Source organism: Gemmatimonas sp. (genome assembly GCF_041689975.1).
Classification (GTDB): domain Bacteria; phylum Gemmatimonadota; class Gemmatimonadetes; order Gemmatimonadales; family Gemmatimonadaceae; genus Gemmatimonas.
In genome coordinates, this window is the sequence record NZ_JBDNFF010000255.1 from 1 (window position 1) to 15,178 (window position 15,178).

13 protein-coding genes are annotated in these 15,178 nt (G+C 64.6%); 9 read left to right on the plus strand and 4 right to left on the minus strand.

All coding sequences use genetic code 11. The features are described 5' to 3' along the window. Window positions 1-112 precede the first annotated feature (112 nt). From ACESNG_RS16125 to ACESNG_RS16135, 3 genes are read left to right on the plus strand one after another with little or no spacing between them, the layout of a single operon-like run. Window positions 113-529 (plus strand): helix-turn-helix domain-containing protein, encoded by a 417-nt coding sequence (locus ACESNG_RS16125; RefSeq protein WP_373061131.1) that lies wholly within the window; start codon window positions 113-115, stop codon window positions 527-529. Then, window positions 513-1,322, plus strand: coding sequence for a transposase (locus ACESNG_RS16130; RefSeq protein WP_373069759.1), 810 nt, complete (start codon window positions 513-515; stop codon window positions 1,320-1,322). Before ACESNG_RS16125 ends, ACESNG_RS16130 begins: the two co-directional genes overlap by 17 nt. Continuing rightward, window positions 1,319-1,699 carry a group II intron maturase-specific domain-containing protein gene (locus ACESNG_RS16135; protein ID WP_373069761.1) on the plus strand — a complete coding sequence of 127 codons (381 nt, stop codon included), beginning with the start codon at window positions 1,319-1,321 and terminating at the stop codon, window positions 1,697-1,699. Before ACESNG_RS16130 ends, ACESNG_RS16135 begins: the two co-directional genes overlap by 4 nt. A 91-nt stretch (window positions 1,700-1,790) precedes the next feature. Here the strand turns inward: ACESNG_RS16135 and ACESNG_RS16140 are convergent, their stop codons facing one another. The 3 genes from ACESNG_RS16140 to ACESNG_RS16150 are packed head-to-tail and all read right to left on the minus strand — an operon-like array spanning window position 1,791 to window position 6,482. Continuing rightward, the gene (locus ACESNG_RS16140; protein ID WP_373069763.1) at window positions 1,791-4,286 is read right to left on the minus strand and encodes an InlB B-repeat-containing protein; all 2,496 of its coding nucleotides are present in this window, start codon (window positions 4,284-4,286) and stop codon (window positions 1,791-1,793) included. Between the two features lie 7 nt (window positions 4,287-4,293). After that, a complete protein-coding gene (locus ACESNG_RS16145) occupies window positions 4,294-5,535 on the minus strand; it encodes a hypothetical protein (RefSeq protein WP_373061127.1) in 1,242 nt (413 codons plus the stop codon). Continuing rightward, window positions 5,532-6,482 carry a CsgG/HfaB family protein gene (locus tag ACESNG_RS16150; RefSeq protein ID WP_373061126.1) on the minus strand — a complete coding sequence of 317 codons (951 nt, stop codon included), beginning with the start codon at window positions 6,480-6,482 and terminating at the stop codon, window positions 5,532-5,534. Before ACESNG_RS16150 ends, ACESNG_RS16145 begins: the two co-directional genes overlap by 4 nt. A 241-nt stretch (window positions 6,483-6,723) precedes the next feature. Between ACESNG_RS16150 and ACESNG_RS16155 the strand changes: the two genes are divergently transcribed. Continuing rightward, complete coding sequence (locus ACESNG_RS16155; protein ID WP_373061125.1) at window positions 6,724-8,160, plus strand: M48 family metalloprotease; 1,437 nt, start codon at window positions 6,724-6,726, stop codon at window positions 8,158-8,160. A gap of 226 nt (window positions 8,161-8,386) precedes the next feature. Here the strand turns inward: ACESNG_RS16155 and ACESNG_RS16160 are convergent, their stop codons facing one another. Then, window positions 8,387-9,550, minus strand: coding sequence for an MFS transporter (locus ACESNG_RS16160; RefSeq protein ID WP_373061124.1), 1,164 nt, complete (start codon window positions 9,548-9,550; stop codon window positions 8,387-8,389). A gap of 48 nt (window positions 9,551-9,598) precedes the next feature. Here ACESNG_RS16160 and ACESNG_RS16165 point away from each other — a divergent pair, with 48 nt between their 5' ends. The 5 genes from ACESNG_RS16165 to ACESNG_RS16185 form a co-directional block, all read left to right on the plus strand. Further along, window positions 9,599-10,069, plus strand: a complete 471-nt coding sequence (locus ACESNG_RS16165; RefSeq protein WP_373061123.1) for a hypothetical protein — start codon at window positions 9,599-9,601, stop codon at window positions 10,067-10,069. Between the two features lie 17 nt (window positions 10,070-10,086). Continuing rightward, on the plus strand, window positions 10,087-11,565 hold the full coding sequence (locus ACESNG_RS16170; protein ID WP_373061122.1) for a class I adenylate-forming enzyme family protein: 1,479 nt from the start codon (window positions 10,087-10,089) through the stop codon (window positions 11,563-11,565). After that, window positions 11,562-12,806: an SLC13 family permease gene (locus ACESNG_RS16175; protein ID WP_373061121.1), complete on the plus strand. Its 1,245-nt coding sequence runs from the start codon at window positions 11,562-11,564 to the stop codon at window positions 12,804-12,806. The genes ACESNG_RS16170 and ACESNG_RS16175 overlap by 4 nt, the downstream gene beginning before the upstream one ends. Window positions 12,807-12,912: 106 nt before the next feature. Next, window positions 12,913-14,298, plus strand: a complete 1,386-nt coding sequence (locus ACESNG_RS16180; RefSeq protein ID WP_373069765.1) for a phosphatidylserine/phosphatidylglycerophosphate/cardiolipin synthase family protein — start codon at window positions 12,913-12,915, stop codon at window positions 14,296-14,298. Window positions 14,299-14,404: 106 nt separating this feature from the next. Further along, on the plus strand, window positions 14,405-15,178 hold a 774-nt coding region (locus ACESNG_RS16185; protein ID WP_373069767.1), incomplete at its 3' end, for a universal stress protein.

The following is a 15,178-nucleotide window of genomic DNA, read 5'->3' on the forward strand; positions in this document are numbered from 1 at the left end:
GACCGTATGAATACTTGCTTAATTAATCTGGCAATCGACCGGGGCATCTCTGTATTGGGGAATGCCACGACCTCCTCTGCCGTTTCGACTGAAGCCGTCCGATGTTGCGACGTTGGACACCTTGATGCACGGCGGTGTCCAGCCGGTCCGGGTGGTCCTTCGGGCCTTATCCCTCGTCGCGTTGCATCGCGGCGAGCGCGCACCGGTCGTCGCTGAGATGGTCCGCCTCTCGCCCCAGGCGGTGCGCAATATCGCCGCGCGGTATCGGGCCACGGGCTTGGACCACGCGTTGTACGAGCGGCCCCGACCCGGCGCGGCGGAAGTGCTGGGGACCGCCGACAAGCAACGCATTATTGCGATGGTGTGTACCGATCTGCCAACGGGCGCCGCGCGATGGACCGTGCGGTTGATTGCGGAACAGGTCGTCAAACGCCAACTGGTGCCGCACGTGGGCCGGGAGACGATTCGGGTGCTGTTGCGAAGCCACGACCTCAAGCCGTGGCGGGAAAAACATGTGGTGCCTCGTTGACCTCGACGCGGCGTACCTGACGAACAGGGAGGATGTCCTGGCGCTGTATGAGCGTGCGTACTGGGAAAAGGAGCCGGTGGTCTGCCTCGACGAGAAACCGGTGTCGTTGCATGCCGAGGTGCGGACGCCGCGCCCCGCGCGCCCGGGGCATGTGGCGAAGCGCGACACCGACTATCGCTGCTGTGGGACGGCCAACATCTTCGGCGTCGTCGAGCCGAAAGTCGGCCGTCACTCTACGTGCGCGACGCCTGACCGGACGTCGGCGGCGTTTGTGCGCATGATCGGCACCATCATGGCCGCCTATCCCGCAGCGCGCACGATTTACTGGGTGATGGTCAACCTTAACACCCATCGGGAGAAGGCCCTCACCGACCACTTTGGGCTCGCGGAGGGCCACCGTCTGTGGCAACGCTTGGCCGTCCACTACCCGCCCAAACACGGGAGCTGGCTGAATCAGGCGGAGATTGAACGCAGCCTGGTGTCGCGCCAGTGCCTTGGCACGCGCCGTATCGACGCGCTCGGACGCTGCGCACCGAAGTGCGCGCGTGGACCCGTCGTGCCAACCGGCGAAAGACCACGATCAACTGGCGCTTCACACGCAAGGACGCCCGACGCACGTTCGGATATACAAAGCCAATTTCTAAACGGTCAAAGACCTAGGTGCAACTCAAACTTCGGGTCAACGCCGCGAAGAGTGCGGTGGCACCGGCGACGGATCGTGAATTTCGCGGCTACAGTTTTTGGTATACCGCGAAAGGGATGGTCAAACGCCGAGTGGAGCCGAAAGCCATGACCAAGCTGAAAGAGCGCATCCGGGAGATCACGTCCCGAAATGGCGGACGCAGTCTCGCCTGCGTGGCGGCGGAGCTGCGGAGTCATTTCACAGGGTGGAAAGCCTATTTCCGTCTGGCGGACACCCCTGGCGTTTGGCCGACGTGGACAAATGGCTCTCCTTCGCCTGCGTATGTCGATCGTCAAACAGAGTACGACGCTGTGTCCTGCGCTACGCGAAAGGAGACTTTCCGAGCGTCTGGCCACGGCCGCGGCGGCGCACAGCAGGCAATGGTGGGAGACGTCAACGCATGGTGCGCTTCTCACGGGATTTCCGACGCGGTACTTCACTACACTGGGTGTCTCGCGACTCGGTCCATCATAACCTCAACACTTTGAACCGCCGGATGCGGACCCGCATGTCTGGTGGTGTAGGAGGGAAGCAGGGGATTTTCTCCCCTGCTTCCCTCTCCCGATTACGCCGTCCGCATCACGGTCGTGAGTCTTGCTTCTTGATCGCGCCCTTCGTGATGAGGCTTTCGGACGGAGCCGCTCCGCTTGGAGCACCGAAAAAGTAGGCAAAACCGGACGTCGTGCTGCTACTGGCAACGAACGTGCACTTTAATCCGCTGCTTATTTCCTGACATGGCCCCACCCAGGTAAAGAAGGTGCTAAAGGGTGGGGTGGGCACTGCCACCATGCGCACCGTGTCGCCAACGGCGAACTTAATATTGCAGTTCTTCATAAACGCCAGAGAATCGGTGACGGTGCAGTTGGTGTTCTGCGTGGTGGACGTGATGCTGACTCGGGAGCCCATCGGCCCATACACGGTGAACGACATGGTCACCACCGGCACGAAGCGCGCGGTCACCGCGACATTACCGCTTGGCGTGAACGTGCACGTTGGGCTGAAATTGAACGCGGCGCAGGCGCCGCCCCAAGCAAGCAGCGTCGCGTTGCTGTTGCTGACCGCGTTGAGAATCAGCGAGGTACCATTGGGCACGGTCGTGGTGCACGCACCAGTGGCCGTTTGTCCGTCAAGCGCGCAGGAAAGCGACCGATCTGGCGTCGAGATGGTCCCCGCCCCCGTGGAGTTCTCACCGGGGCCGACTGTGACCATGCTGCCGAGGGGTCCGAAGGCGAGGCCGACCGCCGCGTTCCCCGTGAGCGTGAATGTGCAGGCGAGCGACAAGCCGGAGCAGAGCGATCCCGAATATCCGACCAACCCAGTGTTTGACCCCGGCTGGGCGAGTAGTGAGACCGAAGATCCGAGATTGAGCGAAGCCGTGCACACCAACACCGACTGCGCGACGGTCTTGATGCAGAGCGTCGCGCCGTTTAGCGAGACGCCGCCGGTACCCGTTCCGGTGAGCGCGATCGTGATGACGCCGATTTGCCGCGTGAAGATGGCGCCGACACTGCTCGCCTGTTCCACGGAGACCTGACAGGTTGGGGCGATACCGCTGCAGGCGCCCGTCCAGCCGGTGAAAGTCGAGAACGGTCCGGCGCCCGCAGTGAGGGTGACGACGGTGCCAAAATTTACGGTGTTGCTGCACGTACCGGTGTTCACAAGGTCGCTGCGCGTGCACGCGATAAGGCCTGGTGCGACGATCGAGCCGTTCCCGGTGCCGAACGGCGTCACGGTAAGCAGTGTCGGCATGTCGAATCGGGCACTAAGTGCGCGGTTGGTGTTCATCGTAAGTGTGCACGTGTTGCCAATACTGAACGCGCAGTCTCCACCCCACGTTCGGAAGACGTTGGGCGCCGTAGCGTTCGCGGTCAGCGTGACGGAGGTACCGTCGATGATATTCATCGAGCAGTTGCCGCTCGCGAGGCGGACCGTGATTAAGCAGTTCAGCCCGACCGGACTCGTGACGGAGCCGGTGCCGTTTCCGGTGCCGATCATGGTGAGCGTTCGGAAGGCACGCAGGGTCACGCCCACCGTGCGCGCCTGCGACGTCGCGATCGTACAGGTGGCGCCAATGGCTGCGCTGCAATCGTTTGTCCACGACAACAGTTCGGAAAGTGTCGCAGGCGTCGTGGTGAGTGCGACCGACGCATCGCCGGGAAAGGTGAAGGAGCACGTGCCGGTGAGCACCGAGCCGTTCACGGTGCAGTCGACGCCGGCCGGCACCGAGCGCACGGTGGCCTGCCCCGATGAGCTGGTGGACACAATGGTGAGCGCCGCGGGCAGCGGCACAGAGCGCACCGACACGGTACTAACGCGTCCAGCGGTGGCGGCGGTGATCGTCGCCGTACCGGTCGAGACGGCGGTGACCAACCCGTTGGCGTTTACCGACATCACGCCTAAAGCGCTGCTGCTCCAGTTGACGGTCCGCGTGGTGATGATGCGCTGCGCGCCGTCGAGCACAGCGGCGGAGAGCTGCATCGTGCGCGTGATTTCCAAGCGCAACGGATCCCCCGTGACCACGGCGTTGGCGGTGGGTGCGTCGATGCGGACCAACGAGACTTCGTTCAAGGCGATCGGCGTCGATACAATTTTCTGTACGCCGGGGCTTAGCGAAATCGGACCGACGGTTTGGCGATCTACGGCAGCGCTGTCGAGCACGAGTTCAATAAGCACGCGAACGACGCATTCGTCGGCCGCCGGGGCCGCCACGACTCCGGCGGCGCCGGTCGGGCCGGCGCGTGACGCGTCGGCGAGGCAGGCAGAAAGATCGATGCTGATCGGGACCTTCTGCGTCGGCACATCGGATAACGTGATGGTCTGCGTACTGATGTCGACGGTGGCGCCACCCTGTCTCAGATAGGCCGACTGCACCTTGAGTTGTACCACGGAGGCCTGCGAGGCCATGACGGAGGTCGTCAGCGCGATGCTGGCGGGGGCGTTCTGATCTGGGTTGGTGACATCGGCGGGGTCACTGCAGGACGCCAGCGCCAGCAGGGCGGCGGCGGCAGTCACACCAGCGGCGAGTCCGCGAGGCACCGATCGGAGCGTACGGATGGAAAGCTTCATGATGGTCATGGGCGGCTCAGAAGCGGGTTACTACGAAGATGCCCACCGAACCACCAACAAATGATGTGGAGGGGGCGGTGGAGTTGCGTACGGACAGGCTCCCGGCTTGGGCCCGCAGGTACGGCTGCAGCGAGAGTTTGCCGATGCGGGCGATTAGGCCGAGGGTGCCACTGCCGCCGATTACGCCGGACGTGGCGAGCCCCTGATTGATCGCAAGGCCAGAATGGTACCGGCCGTCGGCCGTGACCAGGAGGTCGAGCGACCGGCGGAGCGGCAAGCTGGTACGCAGTCCTCCGTCGATGTAGTTCGCAGACGAACCATTAATTTGGACCCCATCGCTCTTGAACTGTGAGCGAAAACGGTGGGCGGTCCACAGCACGAATTCATTCACGCGCGCGACGGCGAGCTGGAGCTGAATATCGGTCGTCACGAACGGTCCGAGTCGGACCGTGGCCAGCGGTTTGGCGCGCTTGACGGTCGGATCGCGCAGTTCGTCGGTCTGGTAAAGATCGGCGGCACTGGAGATGCTGAGACGGTGCTTGCCGACCAAGCGATCGAAGCCGATGGAGCCGCGCATTACGTTGCCCGGCTGATAGTCGCCCGACGGCGCGCCTGCGGTCAGGGCAGCGACCGGCTGATAGGTGCCACGCATTTCGAACGAGCCACCCACCGCGACGGCCCAGGCCCCGAGCTTTCGGGCGGCCACGAGCCCGACGGTGCCGGCCGGGCCACCGCCGACGGGCGGCGCACTGAGGCCGAGCGCGGGTGCGGCGCTGGCCCGGATGACGGTAAGATCGTTGGCCTGGAGTTCGGTTTGCCCCGTCGGCGCGTTGATGCCCGCGGTGAACACTAGGCCGTCATTCAGCAGGCGACCGGTAGCACGAACGCGCACGTCGCTGACGCCGGATAGGGTCAGGTTCCGTCGGGCACCGGTGCTTGGGTCGAAGCCGAGGCGCACGGTGGAGTAGACCGACTGAAGATCGACCGTCCACATACTGCCCAGCGGTACGGCCAACGAGATCGGGACGGAGATCTGCGAGATACTGCGCAGCTGGATGGAATCCCGTCCGGCCCCACCGGGCTGCCAGTAGCCATTCCCGCCGAACCGCAGCACGTCGGACGTGACGCCGGCACCAAGGGCGCTGGTCCCGATAAGTCGATCCTGCGCGTGGGCGGCGGCTGGCAGCAGCGTGGTGACAGCGGTTAGTGACGCGGCCAGCGCGATCCGACGGCGCGTGGTCGCGAGGGCGGCGCTCATGGACGCACCACCGTGATCACGATGATGCCTTGGGTAATTGGGAACGACGGATCGGTTGGGGTAGATACGGCGCGGGTAACGTTGGTGACGAGATCGAGCGGACGATTGATTCGATCGACGGCCATGGAAGTGGCGCGATCGAGCGACCGCACGCCGGGGATGGCGATGGGATTCGTGGTGCCGACGGCGCCCATCTCTTTGGCTTCGATCTCACGGGTGCGCGCACCCTCGAACGTCTTGTCGATGCGGTGCGCTTCGCGAAACGCCTCGGCAGCGCCCCTCGAGTCGCCCTGATACGTGCGCTGCACGCCGCGCCCGTAGGCGAGGAGTGCGCTCACGCTCTTCGTCGGCCGTTGCTCGATTTCGGCGCGTTCGGCTGGCGAGAGCACAATGCCGAGCGACTGGAAGAGACGGAAAACGAGCTCCTTCTCGGCCTCGAAGATTTCGGCGAGCGGTGCGCGGGCATCGACGATGCTGGTCACGGTGGACCGTTCAACGTCACCGATGCGCGCACCGAGCCGAATCGTACGACCGTCGGGGAGCGGTTCTACGGAGCCGAAGATGAGTCGTTCGGCGCTGACGAGACGTCCGACGCGCGGCGCGGTCGCGGAATCGACGCGTCCCGACTCCGCGAGATCGAGTTCGCGCAGCACTTCACCCAGTCGAGCCCGTTCGACGACGGTCAGGCCTTTGCTGCGTGACAGGTCGGTCGCCACCAGGTCAGCCAAGGCGTAGGCGAGCGGGACCAGCGTGGAGTCGCTTCCAAGGGACGCAAACGGTAGCACACCGATGACGCCGCGGCGCGCTCGGCTGGTACCCACCTGCTCCGCCGCCAGTGCCCGCGCACGAGCGCTGTCGGCGCTGGTAACGGGGCGTGCCGCGGTGATTGGTGCGAGGCGCGCGCCGGCGCAGCCGGCCGCGAAGAAAAGCGACAGCACCGGGGTCACTATCCACCGCGACGGGCGAGCGCCCGTAGAAGGATGTGACAGCGGCCGAGAACACGGAGGGGTGGGGAGCATGACCGGGAAGAAAAGAGACTCGAGCTAGAAAAAAGAAGCGCTAAACGAGTAAGAATGCTGTCGACCCCAGTGACCGTCAAGCGAAATTCTGATTGAGGCACGCAGATTGCAGGGTCGATCAGAAATGTGTGAGGCGGAACATGTCGCCATACGAAGACGGAGGACGATCGTGAGGACAGGACTGCGCGGTGCCGCAGCGCTCGGACTGCTGCTCGGAGCGGGCGCGTGCGCGACGAATCCCGTAACGGGACGGCGCGAGCTGTCACTCATTTCGGAATCGCAGGAAATCCAGATGGGTAAACAGGCGTCGGCGGGCGATCTGCAGCGCGTGGGCGAATACCCGAGTTCGGAGGCGCAGGCTCTCGTGAAGCGCATCGGGTCGCAGATTGCGGCGAAGTCGGAGCGGCCGAATCTGCCGTGGGAATTCCACTTGCTCGACGATGCAGCGGTAAACGCCTTCGCGTATCCCGGTGGCTTCATTTTCGTGACGCGAGGCCTGATGACACACCTGAACAGCGAAGCGGAACTCGCCGAGGTCATCGGTCACGAGATCGGGCACGTCACAGCGAAGCACACGGTGGCGGCGATGAGCAAACAACAAGTCGCGCAGATCGGTCTGGTAGGTGCCAGCATTCTCTCGCCGACGGTCGCCAAATACGGCGATGTGCTGGGTTCGGGCGCGGGCCTGCTCTTCCTCAAGTTCGGTCGTGACGACGAACTGCAGGCCGATGCACTCGGCTTCCAATACTCGCTCGCGCAGGGCTACGATGTCCGTGAAGCCGCGAAGGTGTTCACGACGCTGGGCCGACTGGGAGGCGGTAGTGGTCGCGTGCCGGAGTGGCAGAGCACGCACCCGGATCCAGGCAATCGCGTGCAGCGTGCGGAGCAACGTGTGGCGCAACTGCCCGCCGGCGCGCTCGCCAACGCGAAGGTAAATCGTGATTCATACATGCGTCTGGTGAACGGCATGGTGTTCGGTGAGAATCCGCGTCAGGGCTTTTTCCGCGGCACGCGTTTTCTGCATCCGGATCTTCGCTTCGAGCTCTCGTTCCCGACGGGCTGGAAGACGGCGAACATGCCCGACGCCGTCGTAGCGGGAAGTCCGGACAACGGCGCTCAGATTCAGCTTGTGCCAGGTCAGGGCACACCAGCGCAGACGCTCCAGGGCTTCCTCGGCCAACAGGGCATCGTGGTCGGCCAGAGTGGCCAGACGACGATCAATGGTCTGCCCGCAGTGATCGCGTCGTTCACCGCGCAGACACAGCAGGGCGCCGTGACCGGGCTCGCGGCGTCGTTGTCGCATCAGAACACGACGTACCTGCTGTTCGGCATCATGGCGTCGCAGGTGGCGTCGCAGCGAGGCGGTGAAGTCGACGCGGCGATCCGTTCGTTCAGGCCGCTGAACGATCCGGCGGTGATCAACGTGCAGCCAGCGCGCGTGGAGATCGTGACGTTGCCGTCGGCGATGACGGGCGCGCAGTTTCTCCAGCGGTATCCGAGCACGGTACCGGAAGCCCAGGTGCTTGTCATCAACGGCATTCAGGCGGCATCGACCTTGCCTCGTGGCACCCTCATGAAGCGCGTGGTGGGCGGGACTGGTTCGTAACGCTAGTTTCGTACGGCTGGTGGATCACAACGGAAATATTTACGACATGGCTCTGCGTCTCTGCGTTCTCTGCGCCTCTGCGTGATCAGTTTCACCGCGTTTGTTCGAACCATCCGTCGCGTACGGCTCGAGTGTCGCGGCGACGGACAGGCCGCTGAACCGATCACGCAGAGGACGCAGAGCGATCATCGAAGAACCTGTTCCCGTACGTATCCTCCGGCCAAGACTATTGAGGTGGCTTGGCTTTGGGTCGCGTGTGGATCAGCAGTGCGCCGCCCAGTGAAACGACGGCGCCGACCAGGAACGGGATCGACAACGAGCTGGCGCTGGCCACGCCGCTGGCGGCAAATGGGCCGATGACGCGGCCCAATGATGCGGCGCCTTGGTACGCGCCCAGCACACTGCCGCGTTCGTGCGGTTCGGCGGCGGTGGCGACGAGGCCGCTCATGCTGGGGTTGAAGAGCGCCGAACCCACGCCGAAGATGCCGAGGGCAACGAGCAGCCAGCCGATCGAATACGAGAACGGTATGCCGGCCATGCCGACCCCAACGAGCAGGGCGCCCGTCCGCGTGAGCGACTGGGCACCGAAGCGCTTGGTGAGCGGACCGATGACACCGGCCTGCACGATCACGGACACGACGCCGACGAAGCCGTAGATCCAGCCCAGCGTGCGCGGTCCCACGCCCAAACGATCGGCGGTAAACAGCGCCAGCGTGCTCTGAAAGAGCGCGACCGCCGCCACCACGATGACGGTGGAGAAGAGCAGATCGCGCAGCACCGGGCGCTTGAAGTACGTGCGCATGCCCGTGCGCTTGGTGGTCGAGGGGCGCCGCTTCTCCGGCGGCAGCGACTCGGGCAGACGGAAGAGCGTGAGCACGAAGGCGACGAGTGACAGCACGGCCGCACCATAGGCCACGTGGGCAAAGGCCGAACCGTCCTCGGGGTTACTGCCGGCCAGCAGGCCACCCAGCGCGGGACCGAGAATGAAGCCCATACCGAACGCAGACCCGAGAAGCCCAAGCGCCTTCGGACGGGTCGCGTCGGTCGTGATGTCCGTGGTGTAGGCGTAGGCGGCCGAAATGTTGCCGGCCGCGAGCCCGGCCACGATGCGCGAGATCGCCAGCATCGTACCCGTGGTACTGAACGCCAGCATCGCCGACGCCCCGGCGTTCAGCAACAACGTGATCAGCAGCACCGGACGCCGACCGATGCGATCGGAGAGGCTGCCCCAGATCGGCGCGCCCACCAGCTGCCCGAGAGAGTAAAGCCCCAGGAAGAAGATGACCGACGCCGGAGCGACACCGACATGCTCGGCGTAGAACGGAAAGACCGGGATGATCATCCCGAATCCGATCAGGTCGAGAAAGACAACGAGAAAAAGTGTAAACACGGGGTCGATTGGGGTGGCTGCGCCGCGGACGGGAGGGAAGATTGGGGGATGGCCGATGATTCTGGCAATTCACCCCCCGAAATGGCGCCCGATCGCGAGGCGCGCATTCTCGATGATCTGCAGGATGCTGTCCAACGCATGCACGTGCTGGCGCGTTCGCCGCGCATCGTGTTGGCCACTGGAAAGCGTGCCCACGGCGCCCGTCCGATGGCCTGGCAGGCCCTCTTCGAGCGCAGCTTCGGCGGCGAACTGCCTACGGTAAGCTATCGGGGAGCGCCGGCCTCGGCGTTTACGACCGTGCTGGCCAAGGGCTTCGACAGCGAGCCGACGCTCGGCAGCGGATGGTCGCATCCTCGGTTGCGCGACGCGATGCTGATGGGACCGGTCATTCAGGTATTCCGGACCGATCGACTTCCCGACGATGTCAGTCGCGCGTTGCTGGGTATCATCGTTTTTGAAGAGGACGGACTGCAATTGGCTGGAGTTCGCGCGATTGTGCGCGAGTTCGGTCTCTCGTAAACGCTACCTTCTGCCGCGTGTCTCTCCTCGGATTATACGATCGCTCGCTGCTCGGGCGCACGGCGACGCCAGCGCTCGATGTCATCAGCTCGAGCGGCGAGTCCCTTTCGCTGACGTTCGGCGCGCTCGAGCAGCGGAGCAACCGCATGGCCCATGCGCTGCGTGCACGTGGCGTGCAGACCGGCGATCGCCTGGGGTTTTACCTCACCAACCGGGTCGAGATCATCGATCTCTGGCTGGCGTGCATCAAAATCGGCATCATCGTGGTGCCGGTGAACGTGCTGTATCGTGAACGCGAGATCGCGCACATCGTGAGCGATGCGGCGCCAATTGCCGTGATCACTACCACGGCGCAGCAGGCCGATCTGCCGATTGCCGTGACGTCGTGGAGTCTCGAAGCGCTGGTCGCCGACGCGGTGCAGCAGTCGTCGGAGCGCATTGTCGTGCCATGCGCAGCCGATACGCCCGCCGCGCTCGTGTACACGTCGGGAACCACCGGTGCCTCGAAAGGTGCGGTCCTTACGCACGGCAACTTCGCGGCGAACGCGCTGGCACTTACCAGCGGCTGGGAGTTCACGAGCCACGATCGCTACCTCGCCGTGTTGCCGCTCTTTCACGTGCACGGTCTGGGCAATGGTCTGCACGTGTGGCTGCTGAGCGGCTGTCATATGCGACTTGCTGAGCGTTTCGAACATGAACGCGCGGCCGATTGGTTCGAGTCGTATCGGCCCACGGTATTCTTCGGCGTCCCGACCATGTTCGTACGGCTCCTCGACGTCGCGCCCGAACGCGCGGCCGCCATCGGTGCGCGTACGCGGCTGTTCGTGTCCGGCTCCGCGCCGTTGCCAGCACCGGTAATGGAGGCATTCCGCGAGCGCTTCGGTCATGTGATTCTCGAGCGCTACGGCATGACCGAGACGCTCATGAACGTGAGCAATCCGTACTACGGTGAGCGTCGTGCCGGCACCGTGGGGTTTCCGATGCCGTTGACCGCGGTGCGCATCGTGAGCGAAGCTGGTGTGGATGTGCCCGACGGCACGAGCGGCGAGCTGTGGGTGCGCGGGCCGAATGTATGCGACGGCTACTGGCGCCGCCCTGATGCCACGGCTACTGCCTTTGCCGATGGTTGGTTTCGCACCGGGGACGTGGGCGTGCGGGCGGCGGATGGCTATATCACGCTGGAAGGACGGCGCAGTGACCTGATCATCTCGGGTGGCTTCAACATTTATCCGCGTGAGATCGAAGAGTTGCTGGCCGAGCAGGACGGGGTGCGCGAGGCGGCCGTGGTAGGCGTGAAGGACGCGGTGCGCGGTGAAGTCCCGGTGGCGTATCTGGTCTGTGACGAGACGGTCGATCTGGCGGAGCTCGCGAGCCAAGTCCGCCGGCAGCTGGCTTCGTTCAAAGTGCCGCGCGGCTTCGTGCGCGTGGAGGCGCTGCCGCGTACCGCGCTGGGCAAAGTACAGCGGCATCTGCTGCCACCGTGGCGTAGCACGTGAGCCCTGCCCTGCTGTCGCTGCTGGCGCTGTTGCTGGTGGTGGCGGCCAGTCTCACGTCTCGGGTCAATGTCGGCGTGCTGGCGGTCGCCCTGGCGTGGGGCATTGCCACCTTCGCCGCCGACTGGAAAGTCGAGCAGCTGATGGCGGTGTTTCCGTCGTCGTTGTTTCTTACGCTGCTGGGCGTCACGCTGCTGTTCGGGATCGCGCAGGCGAATGGCACGATGCAGGCAGTCACGAACCATGGTGTCCGCCTGCTGCGTGGACGGTCGGCGTTGCTGCCACCCTTCGTGTTCCTACTGGCCTGTCTGATTTCCACCAGCGGACCGGGGGCGATCGCGACCACGGCGCTGCTGGCGCCACTGGCGATGGGCATCGCGCAGCGCGCCAAGGCACCGATGCTGCTGATGGCCTTGATGGTCGGCAACGGGGCGAACGCCGGCAACCTGTCACCGATCAGCGCGATCGGTGCCTTGGTGCAGACGCTCATGGAGAAGGCCGGCATGGGCGGTCACGCCACCGAAGTGCTGGTGATGAACTTCACGGCGCACGCCATCGTGGCGATCGCGGCCTGGGCGATGTTCGGCGGACCCGCCATGCTGCGCAATCGGGGGGTCGTGCTCGACGAAGCGCGTTCTGCGTTCGCGCGCGCGCACTGGACCACGCTGGCGGTCGGCCTGCTGTGGGTGAGTGCCGTGCTCTTCCTCAAGTTCAACCCCGGCCTCACCGCCTTCGCCGCCGCGGCGGTGCTGGTATTGATTGGTATCGGCGAGGACAGCGCAATGCTGAAGCAAGTGCCCTGGCCGGTGATCGTGATGGTATGCGGCGTGAGTGTCTTGATCGGCGTGCTGGAGAAAACGGGTGGTATGGATCTCTTCACCACGATGCTGGCCAAGCTGGCCACGCCCACCTCGGTGAACGGAGTGATCGCCGGCGTGACCGGGCTGATTTCGACCTACAGTTCCACGTCGGGCGTAGTGTATCCCGCCTTCATTCCCGCGGTGCCGGGGCTGGTCACCAAGCTCGGTGGCGGTAACCTTCTGCAGATCGCCATCAGCATCAACGTGGGAGCCGCGCTGGTCGATGTGTCGCCGCTGTCCACGATCGGTGCGCTGTGCATTGCCGCGGTGCCGGACGGCCACGACACGAAGCAGCTGTTCCGGCAGCTGCTGCTGTGGGGTTTTGCGATGACGATCGTGGGCGCGCTGTTCTGTCAGTTCGTGGTGCCAATCTTCATTCACTGACGATCCCTTGAATTCGTCCGGGGTGCCATGAGAGACCCGAGCGGCAGCCTCGCATCATTCAGCACGAGGGTGAACACGCCTGGCAGAATGAGGGTCATGCTGAAACATGGGTGACGCACCGTCACCACGGGAAGTGCGCAGCTATCGCGCGTGGGGCGCCGCACGGCGTTTCACCAATGGCGTGCGCGACCCGGCGTTTCGCGAACTCCTGCAACTGATCGATGGCGGACCGATGCATCAGTGTCCGCCGCCCGTGCTCCTTCCTGATGGCGCTGCCGCGTTCCGCGCGATGATCGAGGCGATCGATGCCGCGTTGGAAGAAGTGTTGCTGGAGACGTACATCCTGCGGGACGACAAACTTGGCGAATCGGTACAACAGGCGTTGGTGCGGGCTGCCGCGCGCGGCGTGCGCACGTACGTGCTGGTCGATGCCGTGGGGTCGATGGGCACGCACGATCGCTTCTGGGACTCGCTCACCGAACAGGGCGTGGTCGTACGCCACTTTCATCGGTTCTGGCATCATCCGCTCGAAGCCTTGCGTCGCGATCATCGCAAACTGTTGGTGTGCGATCGGCGTGTATCCTTCACCGGCGGTATGAATATCGGTGAAGAGTACGGCTCGTCGATCCGTGCGCGTCATGATGTGTGGCGTGATACGTTCGTGCAGATCGAAGGGTCGGTGGCGCGTGAACTGGCGGCGGTGTTCGCCGAAGGCTGGGATCGTGCCCGCGGTCCGACGTTGCCCGGACTCGAGTACGTGAGCTGGAGCGATGACGCTCATGCGTCGCCGCAGCAGAACGTCGCGGCGGTCGGCACGCTCGCCTTGCAGCATCGCTTACAAAGCGCGCTGCAGCGCCAGATGCAGCGACGACTCGGTCGGCAACGCGATCGTCGTCGCGGTCGTCGCGTGCGTCGTGACGTCGACGTCGCCAGCCCGGATGACCGCGCGATCCTCGTGCTCGATCCGCGACCGGGACGTGGACAACGCGAAATGCTCGGCGTGTTGGCGGCGCTGCTGGGTGGCGCGCGCGCGCGCCTGTGGATCACGACGCCGTATTTCGCCCCACCCACCCGCGCCCTCTCGTTGCTGCTTGCCGCGGCGCGCCGTGGTGTAGACGTGCGCTTGTTGTTGCCCAGTGAGCGCACCGATGTGCCGCTCATCCGGCACGCCGCGCATGGGGTTTATCGCACGTTGCTGGAGAGCGGCGTGCGCATATTCGAATATGAACGCGCTACGCTACACGCGAAGACGATGGTGGTCGATGGACACGCGAGTTTGATCGGTTCGTCGAATCTGGACTTCCGGTCGTTCTGGTTGAATGCCGAATGCAACGTGCTGGTTTTCGACGACGCGTGCGCAGCCGCGCTCGAGAGCAGCTTTCACGAGGATCTTGCCAACAGCCACGAGATCACGATGGACGAATGGCGACAGTGGACGTGGGCACACCGCGTGCTCGATCGCACGGCCCGCGCGTTGCGCTGGGCGTTGTAGCGCTGGGCGTAGTTGCGCTCGCCTCGGGTCACGTGTGCGGGATTTCCTGACGCAGCGCACAGGACTCCCCGATAGAGCGCGCGTGTGTGAAGTGCGACCCTCTTCCATGCCTTATGCGTCGGTACCACCCCACATCGATGGACCCGTGCTTGTCGCCTGCGACGGGGCACCGGTCTCGAGTGAGGCGCTCTTCAATGCCGGGCGGCTGGCCACCAGGGCATTTGGTGGCGCGCTTCATGTGCTCGGCGTCTGTGAGCCGACGCCCGGTGTGGCGGCGGGGACGGACGTGCTGCTAGTGCCGGCGGAATTGGATGAGGCGCGGCGCGCATCGATGGTCGGGGACGTGCGTCGCGCAATCTCGATCTCGGTCGCCGGCGATCCGTCATGGCACGTGGACGTGCAGCTGGGTTCTCCGTCGCGGTTGCTGGCCACGGAAGCACTGCGTCGCCATGCGTCAGTGATCGTGATGGGAATCGGGCGCCACAATCCGCTCGATCGGTTGTTCGGCACAGAGACGACACTGGCCACACTCAGGGAATCGCGCGTGCCTGTGCTGGCCGTAGGTCCGAGTTTTCCGACGCATCCGATGCATGCCGTGGTTGGCCTCGACTTCAGCGCCGCCAGTGTGCAGGCGGCTCGCCTTGCGGCCCGTCTGCTGGCCCCTAACGGGCGACTCACGCTGGTGCATGTACAACCACGCTTCGAGCATCCGTCGGCCGAATGGCAAGCGTGGGATGCCGACTACGGACGTACGCTGCCGCCGCTATTCGAGCAGGTCCGCGCGCAGCTCGCTCTGCGCGACGGCGCGATCGTGGAAACGGTGACCGTGCGCGGCGATCCGGCGTCGTCACTGCTGTCCGTAGCGCAGCAGGCGCACTGC

Coding starts and splice junctions, on each gene's coding strand:
- ACESNG_RS16130 (WP_373069759.1), top strand. CDS start 513: ATGTGGTGCCTCGTTGACCTCGACGCGGCGTACCTGACGAACAGGGAG.
- ACESNG_RS16140 (WP_373069763.1), bottom strand. CDS start 4,286: ATGACCATCATGAAGCTTTCCATCCGTACGCTCCGATCGGTGCCTCGC.
- ACESNG_RS16135 (WP_373069761.1), top strand. CDS start 1,319: ATGACCAAGCTGAAAGAGCGCATCCGGGAGATCACGTCCCGAAATGGC.
- ACESNG_RS16165 (WP_373061123.1), top strand. CDS start 9,599: ATGGCCGATGATTCTGGCAATTCACCCCCCGAAATGGCGCCCGATCGC.
- ACESNG_RS16180 (WP_373069765.1), top strand. CDS start 12,913: ATGGGTGACGCACCGTCACCACGGGAAGTGCGCAGCTATCGCGCGTGG.
- ACESNG_RS16145 (WP_373061127.1), bottom strand. CDS start 5,535: ATGAGCGCCGCCCTCGCGACCACGCGCCGTCGGATCGCGCTGGCCGCG.